General features: G+C 66.6%; 14 protein-coding genes. 7 read left to right on the top strand and 7 right to left on the bottom strand.

The features are described 5' to 3' along the window. Positions 1 to 34 precede the first annotated feature (34 nt). The 3 genes from RPR59_RS04200 (at position 35) to msrB (ending at position 1,768) form a co-directional block, all read left to right on the top strand. Positions 35 to 391 (top strand): DUF1428 domain-containing protein, encoded by a 357-nt coding sequence (locus RPR59_RS04200; protein WP_313916982.1) that lies wholly within the window; start codon positions 35 to 37, stop codon positions 389 to 391. Between the two features lie 11 nt (positions 392 to 402). Continuing rightward, complete coding sequence (locus RPR59_RS04195; RefSeq protein ID WP_313916980.1) at positions 403 to 1,179, top strand: VOC family protein; 777 nt, start codon at positions 403 to 405, stop codon at positions 1,177 to 1,179. A gap of 103 nt (positions 1,180 to 1,282) precedes the next feature. Then, the gene (msrB, locus tag RPR59_RS04190; RefSeq protein ID WP_313916978.1) at positions 1,283 to 1,768 is read left to right on the top strand and encodes a peptide-methionine (R)-S-oxide reductase MsrB; all 486 of its coding nucleotides are present in this window, start codon (positions 1,283 to 1,285) and stop codon (positions 1,766 to 1,768) included. A 12-nt stretch (positions 1,769 to 1,780) separates the two neighbouring features. Here msrB and RPR59_RS04185 read toward each other — a convergent pair whose 3' ends face one another. Then, positions 1,781 to 2,332, bottom strand: a complete 552-nt coding sequence (locus tag RPR59_RS04185) for a CHAP domain-containing protein (RefSeq protein ID WP_313916976.1) — start codon at positions 2,330 to 2,332, stop codon at positions 1,781 to 1,783. A 163-nt stretch (positions 2,333 to 2,495) separates the two neighbouring features. Next, positions 2,496 to 4,448 carry a M1 family metallopeptidase gene (locus RPR59_RS04180; protein WP_313916974.1) on the bottom strand — a complete coding sequence of 651 codons (1,953 nt, stop codon included), beginning with the start codon at positions 4,446 to 4,448 and terminating at the stop codon, positions 2,496 to 2,498. A 101-nt stretch (positions 4,449 to 4,549) separates the two neighbouring features. Here RPR59_RS04180 and RPR59_RS04175 point away from each other — a divergent pair, with 101 nt between their 5' ends. Beyond that, positions 4,550 to 5,005: a hypothetical protein gene (locus RPR59_RS04175; protein ID WP_313916971.1), complete on the top strand. Its 456-nt coding sequence runs from the start codon at positions 4,550 to 4,552 to the stop codon at positions 5,003 to 5,005. Between the two features lie 210 nt (positions 5,006 to 5,215). Next, a complete protein-coding gene (locus RPR59_RS04170; RefSeq protein WP_313916969.1) occupies positions 5,216 to 5,767 on the top strand; it encodes a hypothetical protein in 552 nt (183 codons plus the stop codon). 6 nt (positions 5,768 to 5,773) lie between these two features. Here RPR59_RS04170 and RPR59_RS04165 read toward each other — a convergent pair whose 3' ends face one another. Both RPR59_RS04165 and RPR59_RS04160 read right to left on the bottom strand, forming a co-directional pair. After that, on the bottom strand, positions 5,774 to 6,505 hold the full coding sequence (locus RPR59_RS04165; protein ID WP_313916967.1) for an extensin-like domain-containing protein: 732 nt from the start codon (positions 6,503 to 6,505) through the stop codon (positions 5,774 to 5,776). Then, on the bottom strand, positions 6,502 to 7,266 hold the full coding sequence (locus tag RPR59_RS04160) for an NUDIX hydrolase (RefSeq protein ID WP_313916965.1): 765 nt from the start codon (positions 7,264 to 7,266) through the stop codon (positions 6,502 to 6,504). Before RPR59_RS04160 ends, RPR59_RS04165 begins: the two co-directional genes overlap by 4 nt. 69 nt (positions 7,267 to 7,335) lie before the next feature. On the opposite strand from RPR59_RS04160, the gene RPR59_RS04155 reads away from it, so the two are divergent. Both RPR59_RS04155 and RPR59_RS04150 read left to right on the top strand, forming a co-directional pair. Continuing rightward, positions 7,336 to 7,827 carry an MgtC/SapB family protein gene (locus tag RPR59_RS04155; protein WP_313916963.1) on the top strand — a complete coding sequence of 164 codons (492 nt, stop codon included), beginning with the start codon at positions 7,336 to 7,338 and terminating at the stop codon, positions 7,825 to 7,827. Positions 7,828 to 7,961: 134 nt separating this feature from the next. Next, entirely contained in the window at positions 7,962 to 9,302 is a 1,341-nt protein-coding gene (locus tag RPR59_RS04150; protein ID WP_313916961.1) for an MFS transporter, read from the top strand. A 162-nt stretch (positions 9,303 to 9,464) separates the two neighbouring features. Here the strand turns inward: RPR59_RS04150 and RPR59_RS04145 are convergent, their stop codons facing one another. The 3 genes from RPR59_RS04145 to acs form a co-directional block, all read right to left on the bottom strand. Further along, the gene (locus RPR59_RS04145; RefSeq protein WP_313916960.1) at positions 9,465 to 9,689 is read right to left on the bottom strand and encodes a hypothetical protein; all 225 of its coding nucleotides are present in this window, start codon (positions 9,687 to 9,689) and stop codon (positions 9,465 to 9,467) included. 261 nt (positions 9,690 to 9,950) lie between these two features. Next, complete coding sequence (locus RPR59_RS04140) at positions 9,951 to 11,996, bottom strand: M13 family metallopeptidase (RefSeq protein ID WP_313916957.1); 2,046 nt, start codon at positions 11,994 to 11,996, stop codon at positions 9,951 to 9,953. Between the two features lie 67 nt (positions 11,997 to 12,063). Further along, positions 12,064 to 14,007 carry an acetate--CoA ligase gene (gene acs, locus RPR59_RS04135; protein ID WP_313916955.1) on the bottom strand — a complete coding sequence of 648 codons (1,944 nt, stop codon included), beginning with the start codon at positions 14,005 to 14,007 and terminating at the stop codon, positions 12,064 to 12,066. Positions 14,008 to 14,082 lie beyond the last annotated feature (75 nt).

Raw genomic sequence — 14,082 nt, 5'->3', positions numbered from 1 at the left:
CCGTGCCGGCCGCCATCTGAAGGAGGATATCGAAATGACCTATGTCGACGGTTTCGTGGTTCCGGTGCCCCACGACAAGAAGGAAGCGTACCGGGCGATGGCCGCCAAGGCGCTGCCGCTGTTCAAGGAACACGGCGTGCTTCAGCTCGTCGAATGCTGGGGCGACGACATCAAGCATGGCGAGACCACCGATTTCTACCGCGCCGTGAGGGCGGAGGAAGGCGAGAACGTCGTCTTTTCCTGGATGACCTGGGAATCGAAAGAAGCGCGGGACGCCGGCTGGGAAAAGATGATGGCCGATGAACGCATGCAACCCGACGGCGAGATGCCCTTCGATGGCAAGCGCATGTTCTTCGGCGGATTTTCCATTCTGCTCGACAGCGACGCCTGAGGAGAAGCGGAATGCGCAATCCCCATGGAAGCCCTGTCTGGTACGAGTTGATGACCGCCGACCCGGACGCCGCCAAGGCATTCTACGACGACGTTATCGACTGGACGATCGAGGCAAGACCGCAAGGCGACATGGACTATCGCATGATCGGGACGGCGGGCGGCCAAATGGTCGGCGGCGTCATGCGGCTGACCGAGGCCATGCTGCAAGGCGGCGCCGGTCCCGGCTGGTTCTTCTATATCGGCGTGGACGATGTCGACGCGACGGTAAAGGCGGTGGAGACCGCGGGCGGCGGCGTGATCATGCCGCCCTGGACCATTGCGGGCGTCGGCCGCATGGCCATGGTCCGCGATCCGCAGGGCATCGCCTTCTATGTCATGCGCGGCGAACCGGACGAAACGAGCACCGCCTTCGAACGCGCGGGGTTCGGCAAGTGCAACTGGAACGAACTGGCGACGCCCGATCAGGAGGGCGCGCACGCTTTCTATGCCGCGGTGTTCGGCTGGACCTTCCCCGACAGGATGCCGATGGGAGAGATGGGCGACTATGTCTTCGTGGCGGTCGGCGACACGACGATCGGCGCGACGATGACGGCGCCGGATCCCGGCCCGCCGCCCGGCTGGCAATTCTACTTCCGCGCACCCGATATCGAAGAAGCGGCCGAAACGGTGAAGGCCCGGGGCGGCACGGTGCATCACGGGCCGGTGGAGGTGCCGGGCGGCGACCGCATCATCGTCGCCAGCGACCCCGAAGGCGTCATGTTCGGCGTGGTCGGGCCGGGCCTCTGATCAACCGACCCGGCCATCGTCGCACGACGGCACGGGCGGGCGGTGCAACCTTTTGCGCCGCCCATGCGAATGTTCCGGCGCACTCCGAAGGAAGAACCCCGCCATGCTGCTCGACCGCCGCCGTTTTCTGACCGCCGCCGGGATATCCGCCGCCGCCGTCACCATGGGATGTTCGGCCGGCGAGACGCGTGCGGCGGAGGCGTTCGCGGTGAACCTCAGCCGCGCCGAATGGAAGAAGCGTCTGACGCCACAACAATTCCATATCCTGCGCGAAGGCGGGACCGAACGCCCCTTTTCCAGTCCGCTCAACAAGATCGAGCGTGCCGGCATCTTTCACTGCGCCGGCTGCGACAATGCGCTGTATTCCTCGAAGACGAAGTTCGAAAGCGGCACCGGCTGGCCCAGCTTCTATGCACCGCTGAAAGGCGCGGTGACGACGCGGCGCGACGGCTCGCTGGGAATGGCGCGGATCGAGGTGTTGTGCAGCCGTTGCGGCGGGCATCTCGGCCACGTCTTCAACGACGGGCCGCCCCCCACGGGAAAACGTTATTGCATGAACGGCGCGGCGATGACCTTCGCCGCCGCCTGACGCCGCCGACGCTCAGTTCACCAGCGTGACGATGCCGCGCTGGGCCAAGTCGCTTTTCGCCATGGGCAGCGGCAGCGCGTCACCGCCGGGAAGGTCGTCCGCATCCGGCCCGGCATCGGGATAGATGAAGCCATTGACCGGATAGGTGGTGCTGCCCAGCGCACCGATCGGGCCGTACCAGACCTTCACCTCGCTCCAGTCGCCGGCATCGGACACGTCCACCGCGCGGACATCGTGCTCCACGCCGCCGCGCACCGACCAGTTGGCATGAGTCAGCAGCACTTCGCGGTCGTTCACCACCTTCGACACCATCGCGACATGGCCCAACGGCATCCGCGCGATCGGTGCGAAGGACATCACCGCGCCTGCTTCCGGCATATCGCCGCGGACGTAGCGCCCGTCCGCCTGGGACCACCAGGTGCGCGCATTGCCGTGGATGTCGATGCCGGAAACCTCGCGCGCGAAGGTCACGCACTGCCAGTATTTCGCCTGCGCCGGAACGGCCGTCATCAGGCAAAGCGATAGCGCCAGCGCGAAACGCGCTGCAAAACGGTGGAACTGCATCCGGCCCCCTTCGACCCCGCAATGTTGTCGCCGGCCAGAAAGCACTGAAACCGTTAACGGAAAAGCCCCGCACCCGGCCTGCCGGGCCGATTTCGGGACGAACCGTGGCGATGAGACGACGACCGGCGGATCGATACCGGCCCCGGCGCCTCGCCTGCCGCCCTCAGGCCCCGTTCCAGCCGACGATCTCGTCCACCGTGCCGGAGGTGACGGAGTGATAGCCCGGACGCGCCTTGGCATAGATGCGCCTGGCGAGCGACTGCCCCCAATCGCCCTCGTTCATCATCACCTCGAACAACGGCGCCACGAACTTGCGCCGGCCCTGCGACGTCAGGAACTGCTCGGCCGATTCCGCCGCGGGCGGATAGCGGTTGCCGAGCGCCAGCATCAGCCAGGCGAAGCGGATCTCGCTATTGCCCGCGTGGCTGAAATCGAACCGTTCGTCGAGCGCGGCCAACCGCTCTCGGCTCAGGTCGCGCGGCAACCGGTTCAGGAACCGTACCCGTTCCTGCGTGCTGACATCGTCGGGCACGCTCGCGACCAGCCCGCCCTCTGCATATTCCTTCGCCGCCATATCCATCGCCGGAAAGGCGTCGGACTTCACATGGACCGCATTGTCCGGGATGCCGGGTTCATAGACCCATTGTTCAAGCCCGATCCGTTTCGCAAGGTCGGGGTCGTCCTTGAACAGATGCGCGCGAATATCCTTCAGGAAGCCGGCCGTCGTTTGCGGCTGAAAGGCGTGGCGATCGAAATAGCCGCGCAGATATTCGTCGAACCGCTCGCGCCCCACCGCCTTTTCGATCGTGCGCAGGAAGGTCGCGCCCTTTTCATAGGCGATCTCGCCCATCCCGGCATCGGGATCGCGATCGGCCGTCAGGTTCAGGTGGAGCTGCGTGTCGGGCGAGGACGGGCCGCCTGCGTCCTTGATCGCTTCCTGCAGGCCGCTCCAGCCGAGATCTGCCTCCATCGCCGCGCGGCGCTTGCCGTACAGCTTTTCCATGATGCGGTTCTCGAAATAGGTGGTGAAGCCCTCGTTGAGCCAGAAATCGTCCCAGGTGGCGTTGGTGACGAGATTGCCCGACCAGCTATGCGCCAGTTCATGCGCGACCAGGCTGACGAGGCTGCGGTCGCCGGCGATTACCGTCGGCGTGGCAAAGGTCAGGCGCGGATTTTCCATCCCGCCATAGGGAAAGCTGGGCGGCAGGACGAGCACGTCGTAGCGGCCCCAGCGATACGGGCCGTACAGGTCTTCGGCCGCGTCGACGAATTTCGGCAGGTCGGCGAATTCCCAGGCCGCTTTTTTCAGCATGCCCGGCTCGGTCCAGACACCGGTGCGCGGACCCAGCGCCTTGAACTCCAGGTTCCCGATGGCGAGCGCGATCAGATAGGGCGCGACCGGCTTGTCCATCCGGAAGCGGAAGGTGTGACGGTCGCCGGAAGCGGGCCTGCCCTCGGGCGTCAGCATCTCCGCCGACATCACCGCGGTCAACGACTTCGGCACCGTGATCGACGCGTCCCAGGTCTGGCGGATGCCGGGGCTGTCCTGCGTCGGAATCCAGCTCCGGTTGAGGATCGCCTCACCCTGGCTGAACAGATAGGGATATTTCCCGCCCGCCGTCTGCTTCGGGCTGAGCCATTGCAGCGCGGGTGCGTCGGGCGCGGTGGCATAGGTGATCTTGATCCGATCGGTACCGTCGAGGCCCACCGTCAGGGGCGCCCCGTGCGCGGGATGGCTTTCGCCCACCTTCCACGGCAGCGTCCTGCCCCGGCCGTCGGTAACCGAAGCGATGCGGAGATCGCGGGTGTCGAGTACGATCTGGTTCGCATCGTCCGCCGCCTTGATGTCGAGCGTCGCGGTGCCGCGCAGGACATGGGCGTCGAAATCGGCGGACAGGTCGAGCGCGACATGGGTGACGCGCGCTACCGACGGCACGGCATAGCTGTGGACGTCCCTCGCCTCCGGCGTCAGCAGCACGGGCGCGACGGCCGGCGCGCTGGCGTCCGCCGCGGGCGAACCGGACGGCGCCGGCGAGGAGGCGGCATCGGAAGCGGTGCCGGTACAGGCGGCGAGGGCGCCGGCCAGGGCGGCGGCACCGAAAATACGAAGACTCATGAAGCAACCCGCAACAATTCAGACGGCGCGACCCTAATCGGGCGCTCGGCAAAGCGCAAAGGCGTCTCGCAAATCGGGGTCGGGGTCGATACAGATGGCCCATGCGCTGCATGATGTTGTTCCTGTGCCTGGCCCTTGCCGCCTGTCAGAATCGAACGCCGATTGACCGGGACGCGGTAGAGAATGACACCACGTCCCCCGCTGCCCGGCCGCTCGATCCCGGCATACGGCCGGTCCGCATCGGCGAAAGCGGCCCCGATTTCCCCGCCTGCTCGACCAGAGGCGTGGTCGTGGAACTGGGCGCCGGGGAAACCCTGCCGGTCCGCACCGCGCCCTTTGCCGAAGCGGATATCACGGGGCAGGTCGTGAACGGTGATCGGGTCGACGTCTGCACCCGGTCATTCGACCAGCGCTGGCTCGGCGTCGTCGTCCGCCCAAACGGTGCCGATGCGGCCGCGTGCGGCACAAGACGCCATGTCTCGGAACCGCGAACCTATGACGGCCCGTGCCTGTCGGGCTGGATCAGCAACGCATTCGTGCAACTGACCGCCGACTGACGGCGGCTCGGCGGCGGCACCGTACCGAATGGTACGCAAATGTCGCACCGCCGACAACAAATGGCGGCCCGCGCTCCATTCGTCGCAACTTTCGTTGCAACGCAATAGCCTTTTATGATTCCATTCGGGTGCGGGCGGATGGGCGTTCAGCCTCTGGTTAGCCATCTTCGTCCATATTGTCCGCAATTGAGCACTGGGGTGGAGTCGATCATGGGTGCCAGAATGAAGCCGGCCGAAGGCGCGATGACGCTGTCGGAGATGAAGGAGTTCGCGGATTTCAGCGCGGCGACCCAGCGGTACGTGCGCCGATCGCTGGACATCGGCCTCGACCGCGAGGATGCGCTTGCCCGCTGGTCGCGCGATGTGGTGGAAGCGGCGAGCATCCGTGCGCAGGCCCGCGTCTATGACAGGTTGCCCGACATTCGCGCCATGGTGCCCGACGATACCGGGCTCGACGCTGTCGAACCCTTTCTCGCGCCGCTGATCTCCGTCTCCGCGTTCGATCTGGGCCAGGGGCGGCTTACGAACTTCTCGGCCTATCGCTTCCTCTATGAACGACTGATCGGGGCAGAGGTCCGGCCGTGGCTGCCGGCCGCCTTCTGCGCCGCCGCCGCGCTGCCGCAACTGCACCCGGACCTGCGCCGCAAGTTGCTGCAGTCGATCAGCGAGGCGGCGGCGACCGCATCCGGCTGGTCCGCGCGCCAGCCCGCCTTCTTCCCGTCCTGGGTGGAAAAGGTCGACGGCGAATCCTTCGCGAACTGAGCCGCTTCAGCGACAGGCTCGCCATCCCGCCGCGCCGCGGTTCGCCTGGTCGAGGTGAAGGTGATCACGGTGGGCCGCGTTATAGTCCGGCGACAACACCGTCGCATACAGGTCGCACGCGCCGTCGCGCACCGCGTGCAGAAATCTTGCCTTGTCCCCCGATCCGTTCCAGTCGCCGGCGACGCTGATCCGGGTGCCGTCCGCCAGCTCGAAGCCCGCCACGTCCAGCGCGTCGGCGGTGGCATGTTCGCTCCACGGGCCGCTGTCGCGCCCGTACATCCGGCGACAGCTATAGCTGCCGAAGTGCTGCACCGTCTCGACGCGCTGGCCGAAGATGCGCTGCGCGGCGGGCTGGATCGTGTTCCATTCCCACATCAGAAAGGCCGCGGCGACGCTGCATGACGTCGTGAGGTCCGCCGGCGCGAACCGGATCGTATTCGATCCGCGCGCGCGCAGGCGCACGCCGTCCGAATAGCCGCAATGGTCGCCGCCATCCACCTCTGGCGCCTCGGCATAGCTTGCTCCGGCGCGATCGAGCCGCAACCGGCAGCGCGGATAATCCTCGGTCAGCGCCGTCAGCTTGCGCCCGGTGAACAGCCCGACCGGCTGGCCGAGATCGAGCGGCGTCCAGGGCAGGTCCTGCGGCCGGTTGCGGATGAACGCATATAGCGCGAATGCCAGCGCCAGCAGGCAGATCAGCACCACGAGCGCGCGCAGCGTGCGGCGCAGCGCCCTCATCCCCGAAAGGCCGCCGAAACCGGCTGCGAGGTCACCGGATAGCCGCGATCCTCGGGAATGCACAGGTGCTGTTCGTCCGCGCGCTGCTCGATCCAGGGCGTGATGGTCCGCACGGGATGCGCGACGGCATCTTCCGCCGCTTCGGCAAAGCTGCCGAACAACGCCAGCCGCTCCAGGTTGCGGCGGGTCGGAAAGATGAGGTGCCCGTCGCCGCGATCCGCCCGGTCGAGCACGTCGCGCGCGGTCGCCCAGAAGGCGCGGACATTCTCGGTTCCGTCCACCACCGGCTCCGGCGCGTCGTCCGGCAGGCGGGCGAGATAGAAGCGCGTGTCGAAGATGCGCGCATGCGCCATTTCCGGGCACCAGCGCGCGAACGGCACCAGCGCGTCGAAGGCGATACTGTCGGCCCCCATCGGCAGCAGCCGGACCAGGGGCACAGCTTCGTGGAGGCCGGCGCGCACGCGTTTCAGGTCGATCCCGGTCATCGGCCGGGCGAAACCGACCGCGATGCCGGCCTCCTCGATGGTCTCGCGGATCGCGGCGATGCGCGCTTCGGCATCGTCGGGCGCAGCCGGCCCCGCGGCCTCGGCCAGCGCCCGGTCGGCGGGATCGATCCGTCCGCCGGGAAAGACGAGCGCGCCGCCGGCGAACGCGAGGTCGCGGGCACGCTCGACGATCAGCAATTCCGGCGCCGCCGCTTCCCGCTCGCGCATGACGACGACGGTGGCGGCTGGGATCGGCGTCTGCGCGGAGCGGGCCATGGGCTCGATCTAGGGGCGGGACCCGCGAACGGCAATGCATCGAAGAGACCGCAGCGGCGTTGACCGGCCATGGACCCGGCAGCGATCGACCTCGGTATCGGCCAGATGGCCCTGCGCCTGGGGCTGGCGACGCTGGTCGGCGCGGCGCTGGGTTTCGACCGCGAAGTGCGCGGCCACGCCGCCGGCATCCGCACCCACGCCATGGTCGCGCTGAGTTCGGCGGTCATCACCGTATCTGCCCTGCTGATCTTCACCGAACTGCGCGGCTCGCATGCCCAGCCCGATCCGCTGCGCGTGGTGCAGGGCCTTGCCCAGGCGATCGGCTTCATCGCCGCCGGCCTTATCTTCGTCCGCGGCAATGCGGTCCACAACCTGACGACGGCCGCCAATATCTGGCTCGCCACGGCGGTCGGCATCGCGTGCGGCGCGGGGCAACTCGTGCTGGTGGTCCTGGCCGCGCTGTTCGGTCTGCTGCTCACCACGGCGCTGCAGATCGCAAAGCGCTGGATACCGATGGTGCGCAGCGACGGCGCCGACGAGGAGGATTCTTCGCCCGACTGACGCCCGCTGGCCCGCCGCGGTGCCGGGCCGTCGCCTCCATTGATCGCGCGGCGGATGGACGCGACGCGCTGATAGCGCTACCACCATCGCCGAACGCGCGGTCGACGCGTCGGCGATGACAGCGGGAGGACGAGATGGCGGCGACTGCGCGCGCGGAAAGCGAACCCGGTTCGGGCGAGACCGCACAGCGCCGGCCGGCCGGTCCGCCCAAGCCTTCGGGCAATGTCCGCTGGATCGTCTGCGCCCTGCTCTTCTTCGCGGTGGTGCTCAGCTATATCGATCGCCTCGTCATCTCGGTGCTGAAGCCGGATCTGGCCGCACAATATGACTGGTCGGAAACCGGCTATGCCGACCTCGCTTTGTATTTCCAGCTCGCCTACGGCCTGTCCTATGTGATCGCGGGCCGGGTGATCGACCGGGTCGGCGCCCGCATCGGCTATGCCGCGGCGGTGACGATCTGGACGATCGGCCATGTCCTGCACATTGCTTTCACCTCCACCGCCGGCATGATCTGGGCGCGCCTGCCGCTGGCGATCGGCGAGGCGGCGACCTTTCCCGCCGCGCTGGCCGCGACCAACGAATGGTTTCCCAGGCGCGAGCGTGCACTCGCCATCGGCATCTTCAACGCCGGGTCCAATGTCGGCGCCATCGTGACACCGCTCGCCGTGCCACTGATCGCGGCCGCGTTCGGCTGGCGCTGGGCGTTCATCGCGACGGGCGCGCTCACCGTCATCTGGGTGATCGCCTGGCTGGCCTTCTACCGCACGCCGGACAAGCACCGCCGCGTATCGGCCGGGGAGCTTGCCTATATACGTTCCGAACCGCAGCCCAGGGCCGAACCGGCGACCTTCCGCTCGCTGCTGAAGCTGCGCCAGACCTGGGCGTACATGGCCGGTCGTTTCCTGATCGACCCGGTCTGGTGGGTCTTCCTCTTCTGGCTGCCCGATTTCTTCAACAAGCAGTTCGGGTTGACCATGCTGGAATTCGGTCCGCCGCTGGTCGCGGTCTATCTGATGGCGGACGGCGGTTCGATCCTGGGCGGATATCTCTCCTCGCGCATGCTGGCGCGCGGCTGGTCGCTCAACCGCTCGCGCAAGACCGCCTTCTTCCTGATGGCCCTGTGCACATTGCCCATCGCGTTCGCCGCTTATGTGCCCTCGATATGGATCGCGGTCGCGCTGATCGGCCTGGCCTGCGCGGGCCACCAGGGCTGCTCGGCCAACCTGTTCGCCCTGCCCGGCGACCTGTTCCCGCGCCGCATGGCGGGGTCGGTCATCGGTCTGGGCGGCCTGGCCGGTGCGGTGGGCGGCATGCTGCTCGCCAAATATGCCGGTATCATCCTGGAACTGGTCGGCAGCTATGAACCGATCTTCCTGGTGGCGGCCTTCGCCTACATGATCGCCCTGGGGGTGATTCACCTGATCGTGCCGCATTATGCCGAGGCGGACCCGTCGCGGATCGAACCGGCACATTGACCGCGCGGTCGCCGAAACGACCCCTGCAGGGGGCACTCGGTTCAACCGCTGCTATCGTTCCTTGTGCTCCCGCGGCGGCGGGCAGTCCGGGAGCGGCGGCCACACGGCTCCCGACCCCCCCAAAGTCAGGCTGATCGTGTGCAAAGCTGACAGCATCCGCCTCTAGCATATGCGTGGATGGCGGGCGCGAACGTCGTCGAGCAGACGCTCGATCGTGTCGTTCTCCGCCGCCGTGCCGGTCGGGTTGACGTGCCAGTTGCAATGCGGGTGGGTCGCCGGGTCGTATACGGTGATCGGCCCGAGCACGAGCCGCCAGCGCCGCTTCGTTCCGCCTGCACGGCGCAGCAGCGATGCCAGCAACAGGTCCTCGAGTTCGCCGACGGTCATTCGCCCAGTTCACCCAACAGGAACGCCAACACAAGCCCCGGCGCAGTGATCATGCCGGCGCGCGCGAGCGGAAAGGCGTTTCCTCGCCGGGAAAGCCGCCGATATATCGGGTTGCGATCGACGGACTCCGATACGATCGCTCCGACGATATGCGTCCTTATCCCACCGGGTCTCCCGACAGTCTCGACCGGAACGAAAAGGACCCGGGACGATGCCCGGGCCCGCAGCGGACGTCCGGCGGGTGTCGCCCTCGAACGGTGCCTACCAGATGTGTACGCGCTGTTCCGGCGGCAGGTAGAGCGCGTCGCCGGGTGTTACCCCGAACGCGTCGTACCAGGTGTCGACATTGCGGACGACGCCGTTGACCCGGTATTTCGCGGGACTGTGCGGATTGCTGAGAAGCTGCGACCGCAATGCGTCTTCGCGCCGCTTGGACTGCCAGGCCTGGGCGTAAGCGAGGAAGAAGCGCTGATCGCCGGTAAGCCCGTCGATCACCGGCGCCGCCCCGTGCTTTTCCTGATATTTTCGGTAGGCGGCATAGGCGGCCTCGATGCCGCCGAGGTCGCCGATATTCTCGCCCAGCGTCAGCTCGCCCTTGATGTGCGTGCCCGGAATCGGCTCATAGGCATCATATTGTTCGGCGAGTGCCGCGGTACGTTTCTTGAAGGCCTGCTTGGCCTGGTCGGTCCACCAGTTCTCATACTTGCCCTTCGGTCCGAACTGGCTGCCCTGGTCGTCGAAGCCGTGGCCCATTTCGTGGCCGATGATCGCGCCGATCGCACCATAATTGACGGCCGGATCGGCGTTCGGGTCGAAATAAGGCGGCTGCAGGATCGCCGCCGGGAACGTGATCTGGTTCGCCAGCGGATTGTAATAGGCGTTCACGGTCTGCGGCGTCATCGACCACAGCGACCGGTCGACCGGCTTGGGAAAGCGCTCCAGTTCGAGTTGATGCTGGAATTCGTTCGCCCGCATGACGTTGCCGAGCAGGTCGTCGCGGTCCACCCGGATCGAGGAATAGTCGATATATTTCTCCGGATGGCCGATGCGCGGCTCGAACGCAGCGAGCTTTTCCAGCGCCTTCTGCTTGGTTTCGGCGTCCATCCAGGTCGAACCGGCGATGCGGTCGTGATAGGCGGCGCGCAGATTCTCGATGAGTTCGCCCATCTTCGCTTCGGCCTCGGGCGGGAAATACTTGTCGACATAGATCTTGCCGACCGCCTCGCCGAGCGCGCCGTTGACCAGCGCCACGCCGCGCTTCCAGCGGTCGCGCTGCGTCTCCACGCCCGACAGCGTCTTCGAATAGAAATCGAAATGCGCGTCGTCGAACGCCTTGGGCAGATACGGCGCATGGTCGGAGATGAAGTGGAAGGCCATATAATCCTTCCAGGTCTGGAGCGGCGTCGCGGCGAGCAGCTTGCCCATCGCCGTGACGGCCGTGTTCTGCGTCATCAGCACCTGCGGCGAGGATTCGAGGCCCGCGGTTTCCAGCATCAGGTGCCAGTTGAAATCGGGCGCCTTCTTTTCCAGGCCGGCGAGCGTCTGCGGATCGTTCAGCTTCGCGATGTCCCGGCTTTCCGTCGGACTCCACTGCTGCTTCGCCATGGCCGTCTCCAGCGCGAAGATCCGGTCGGCCCTGGCGCTTGCATCGGCGATGCCGCCGAGTTCCAGCATGTGCTGGATATAGGCGCGATAGGCCTTGCGGAAGGCGTCGTACTTCTCGCCTTCCAGCAAATAGTAATCGCGCGCCATGCCCAGGCCGCTCTGCCCCGTCACCGCAGTGTAGCGCGTCGGGTCGGACAGGCTGGGGATGACGCCGAGTTCGATCGGGCTGGCATAGCCGACGGTCGCGAACAGCGTTTGCAGGTCGTCGCGGCTTTGCACCGCATCGATCTTCGCGAGATAGGGCTGCAGCGGCTTGGTGCCGAGCGCTTCCACCCGGTCCCGGTTCATCCAGCTCGCGTAGAAATCGCCGATCTGCTTGCCGGATGCGCCGTATTCCTGCGGATTGGCGGCCAGTTCGGCCAGGATCTTGCGGACATCAGCCTCCGCGTCGTCGGTCAGCTTGACGCCGAACCCGGCGGAGGTGCGGTCGGGTGCGATCTCGGCCGTCTTGTTCCATTCGCCATTGGCATAGGCCCAGAAGTCGTTGCCCGGATCGACGTTCTTGTCGCGCGCCGACAGGTCGATTCCGAACGCGCCGTATTCCGGCGCGGAACCGGTGGTCTGCGCCATTGACGGCGCCGCCAGCGCAAGTGCCGCCGTACCCAGCGCAAGCCGCGCCATGAACCTGATATTCTTGCCCATTTCCCCAACTCTCCACCTGGTGTCTTAACCAGGTGTAACGGTTGCGGAACGGCGACGCAATCCGGTTTCAGTCGATACGATGTGAAACGAGATCGTCGACCACGCCGGGGTCCGCCAGCGTCGAGGTATCGCCCAGACTCGACATATCACCCTCGGCGATCTTGCGCAGGATGCGGCGCATGATCTTGCCGGAGCGCGTCTTGGGCAATGCCGGCGCGAACTGCAGCGCGTCCGGAGTCGCGATCGGGCCGATTTCGCTGCGTACCCAGCGGCACAGCTCGTCGCGCAGCGCGTCGGAAGGCTCCACACCCGAATTCAGCGTGACATAGGCATAGATGCCCTGCCCCTTCACCTCGTGCGGGCGGCCGACCACAGCGGCCTCCGCCACCTTGGCGTGCAGGACGAGCGCACTTTCCACCTCGGCCGTGCCCATGCGGTGCCCGGACACGTTGATCACGTCGTCGACGCGGCCCGTGATCCAGTAATAGCCGTCCTCGTCGCGCCGGCATCCGTCGCTGGTGAAATATTTGCCGGGATAGGCGGCAAAATAGGTCCGGAAGAACCGGTCGTGATCGCCCCAGACCGTGCGCATCTGCCCCGGCCAGCTCTTGGCGATGACGAGGTTGCCCTGCGCCGCGCCGGTCAGCACGTTGCCGTCGGCATCGACGATCTGCGGGTCGACGCCGGGCATGGGCTTGACCGCCGATCCCGGCTTCAGGTCGTGCGCGCCGGGAAGCGGGGCGATCATGTGGCCGCCGGTCTCGGTCTGCCACCAGGTGTCGATCACGGGGCAGCGCCCGTCGCCCACGACATCGTGATACCAGCGCCAGGCCTCCGGATTGATCGGTTCGCCGACCGTGCCGAGCAGGCGCAGCGACGCGCGGCTGGTCCGCTTCACCGGCGCGTCGCCTTCGGCCATCAGCGCGCGGAGCGCAGTCGGCGCGGTATAGAGGGTATTCACCTGATGCTTGTCGACGATCTGCCAGATGCGGCTTGCGTCGGGCCAGTTGGGCACGCCTTCGTACATCACCGTCGTCGCGCCGTTGGCGAGCGGGCCATAGAGGATATAGCTGTGCCCGGTGATCCAACCGATATCGGCGGCGCACCAGAAAATCTCGTCCTGGCGATAATCGAAGGCGAGTTCGTGCGTCAGGCTCGCCCACAAGAGGTAGCCGCCCGATGTGTGCAGCACGCCCTTGGGCTTTCCGGTCGATCCCGAGGTATAGAGGATGAACAGCGGGTCTTCCGCGCCCATCGCCTCGGCCGGGCAGTCGTCCGACACTGTTTCGGCGACCTCGTGATACCAGACGTCGCGTCCGTCCTGCATTTCCACGTCACCGCCGGTCGCTTGCACGACGATCACCTTTTCCAGCGCGGGCGCGCGCTCGGCGGCGGCGTCGACATTGGCCTTCAGCGGGATACGCTTGCCGCCGCGCCGGCCCTCGTCGGCGGTGATGCAGAACGCGCTGTCGCAATCCGTGATGCGCCCGGCCAGCGCCTCGGGCGAGAAGCCGCCGAACACCACGGAATGGATCGCCCCGATCCGCGCGCAGGCGAGCATCGCGAACGCGGCTTCCGGGATCATCGGCATATAGATGGTGACGCGGTCGCCCTTCCCCACACCCTGCGCCTTCAACACGTTGGCGAAGCGGCAGACCTCCTGATGCAGTTCGAGATAGGCATAGCGCCGGGCCGGTTCGTCGGGATCGTCCGGTTCCCAGATGATCGCCGGCGCGGCGCCGCGGCTGGCGAGATGGCGGTCGATGCAGTTGGCGGCGACGTTGAGCTTGCCGTCGGTGAACCAGTTGATGTGGAAATCCGCCTCATCGAACGACCAGTCGCCGGCGATCTCCGGCCGCTTGATCCAGTCGAGGCGGCGCGCCTGTTCGAGCCAGAAGCTGCCCGGATCCGCGATCGAGCGGCCATAAAGCGTCTCAAAGCCCGCAGCGTCCACCCGCGCCCGGCGTTTCCATTCTTCCGGGACCGGATAGATTTGGGGCTGCTCGGCCATCCTGCGCTCTCCTCATTGCCTCGGCCCATGTGGCGGCGAAGGGGCACGATTTGCAAGCCCGCCGACGCATTTCGC

This window comes from Stakelama saccharophila (assembly GCF_032229225.1).
In the GTDB taxonomy this organism is placed as follows: Bacteria; Pseudomonadota; Alphaproteobacteria; order Sphingomonadales; family Sphingomonadaceae; genus Sphingomonas; species Sphingomonas saccharophila.
This window is presented reverse-complemented; position numbering and strand designations above follow the sequence as displayed.

What these genes read in the sequence shown, in the direction of transcription:
- RPR59_RS04200 (WP_313916982.1), top strand. Translation starts at nt 35, where the DNA reads ATGACCTATGTCGACGGTTTCGTGGTTCCGGTGCCCCACGACAAGAAG.
- RPR59_RS04195 (WP_313916980.1), top strand. Translation starts at nt 403, where the DNA reads ATGCGCAATCCCCATGGAAGCCCTGTCTGGTACGAGTTGATGACCGCC.
- msrB (WP_313916978.1), top strand. Translation starts at nt 1,283, where the DNA reads ATGCTGCTCGACCGCCGCCGTTTTCTGACCGCCGCCGGGATATCCGCC.
- RPR59_RS04185 (WP_313916976.1), bottom strand. Translation starts at nt 2,332, where the DNA reads ATGCAGTTCCACCGTTTTGCAGCGCGTTTCGCGCTGGCGCTATCGCTT.
- RPR59_RS04180 (WP_313916974.1), bottom strand. Translation starts at nt 4,448, where the DNA reads ATGAGTCTTCGTATTTTCGGTGCCGCCGCCCTGGCCGGCGCCCTCGCC.
- RPR59_RS04175 (WP_313916971.1), top strand. Translation starts at nt 4,550, where the DNA reads ATGCGCTGCATGATGTTGTTCCTGTGCCTGGCCCTTGCCGCCTGTCAG.
- RPR59_RS04170 (WP_313916969.1), top strand. Translation starts at nt 5,216, where the DNA reads ATGGGTGCCAGAATGAAGCCGGCCGAAGGCGCGATGACGCTGTCGGAG.
- RPR59_RS04165 (WP_313916967.1), bottom strand. Translation starts at nt 6,505, where the DNA reads ATGAGGGCGCTGCGCCGCACGCTGCGCGCGCTCGTGGTGCTGATCTGC.
- RPR59_RS04160 (WP_313916965.1), bottom strand. Translation starts at nt 7,266, where the DNA reads ATGGCCCGCTCCGCGCAGACGCCGATCCCAGCCGCCACCGTCGTCGTC.
- RPR59_RS04155 (WP_313916963.1), top strand. Translation starts at nt 7,336, where the DNA reads ATGGACCCGGCAGCGATCGACCTCGGTATCGGCCAGATGGCCCTGCGC.
- RPR59_RS04150 (WP_313916961.1), top strand. Translation starts at nt 7,962, where the DNA reads ATGGCGGCGACTGCGCGCGCGGAAAGCGAACCCGGTTCGGGCGAGACC.
- RPR59_RS04145 (WP_313916960.1), bottom strand. Translation starts at nt 9,689, where the DNA reads ATGACCGTCGGCGAACTCGAGGACCTGTTGCTGGCATCGCTGCTGCGC.
- RPR59_RS04140 (WP_313916957.1), bottom strand. Translation starts at nt 11,996, where the DNA reads ATGGGCAAGAATATCAGGTTCATGGCGCGGCTTGCGCTGGGTACGGCG.
- acs (WP_313916955.1), bottom strand. Translation starts at nt 14,007, where the DNA reads ATGGCCGAGCAGCCCCAAATCTATCCGGTCCCGGAAGAATGGAAACGC.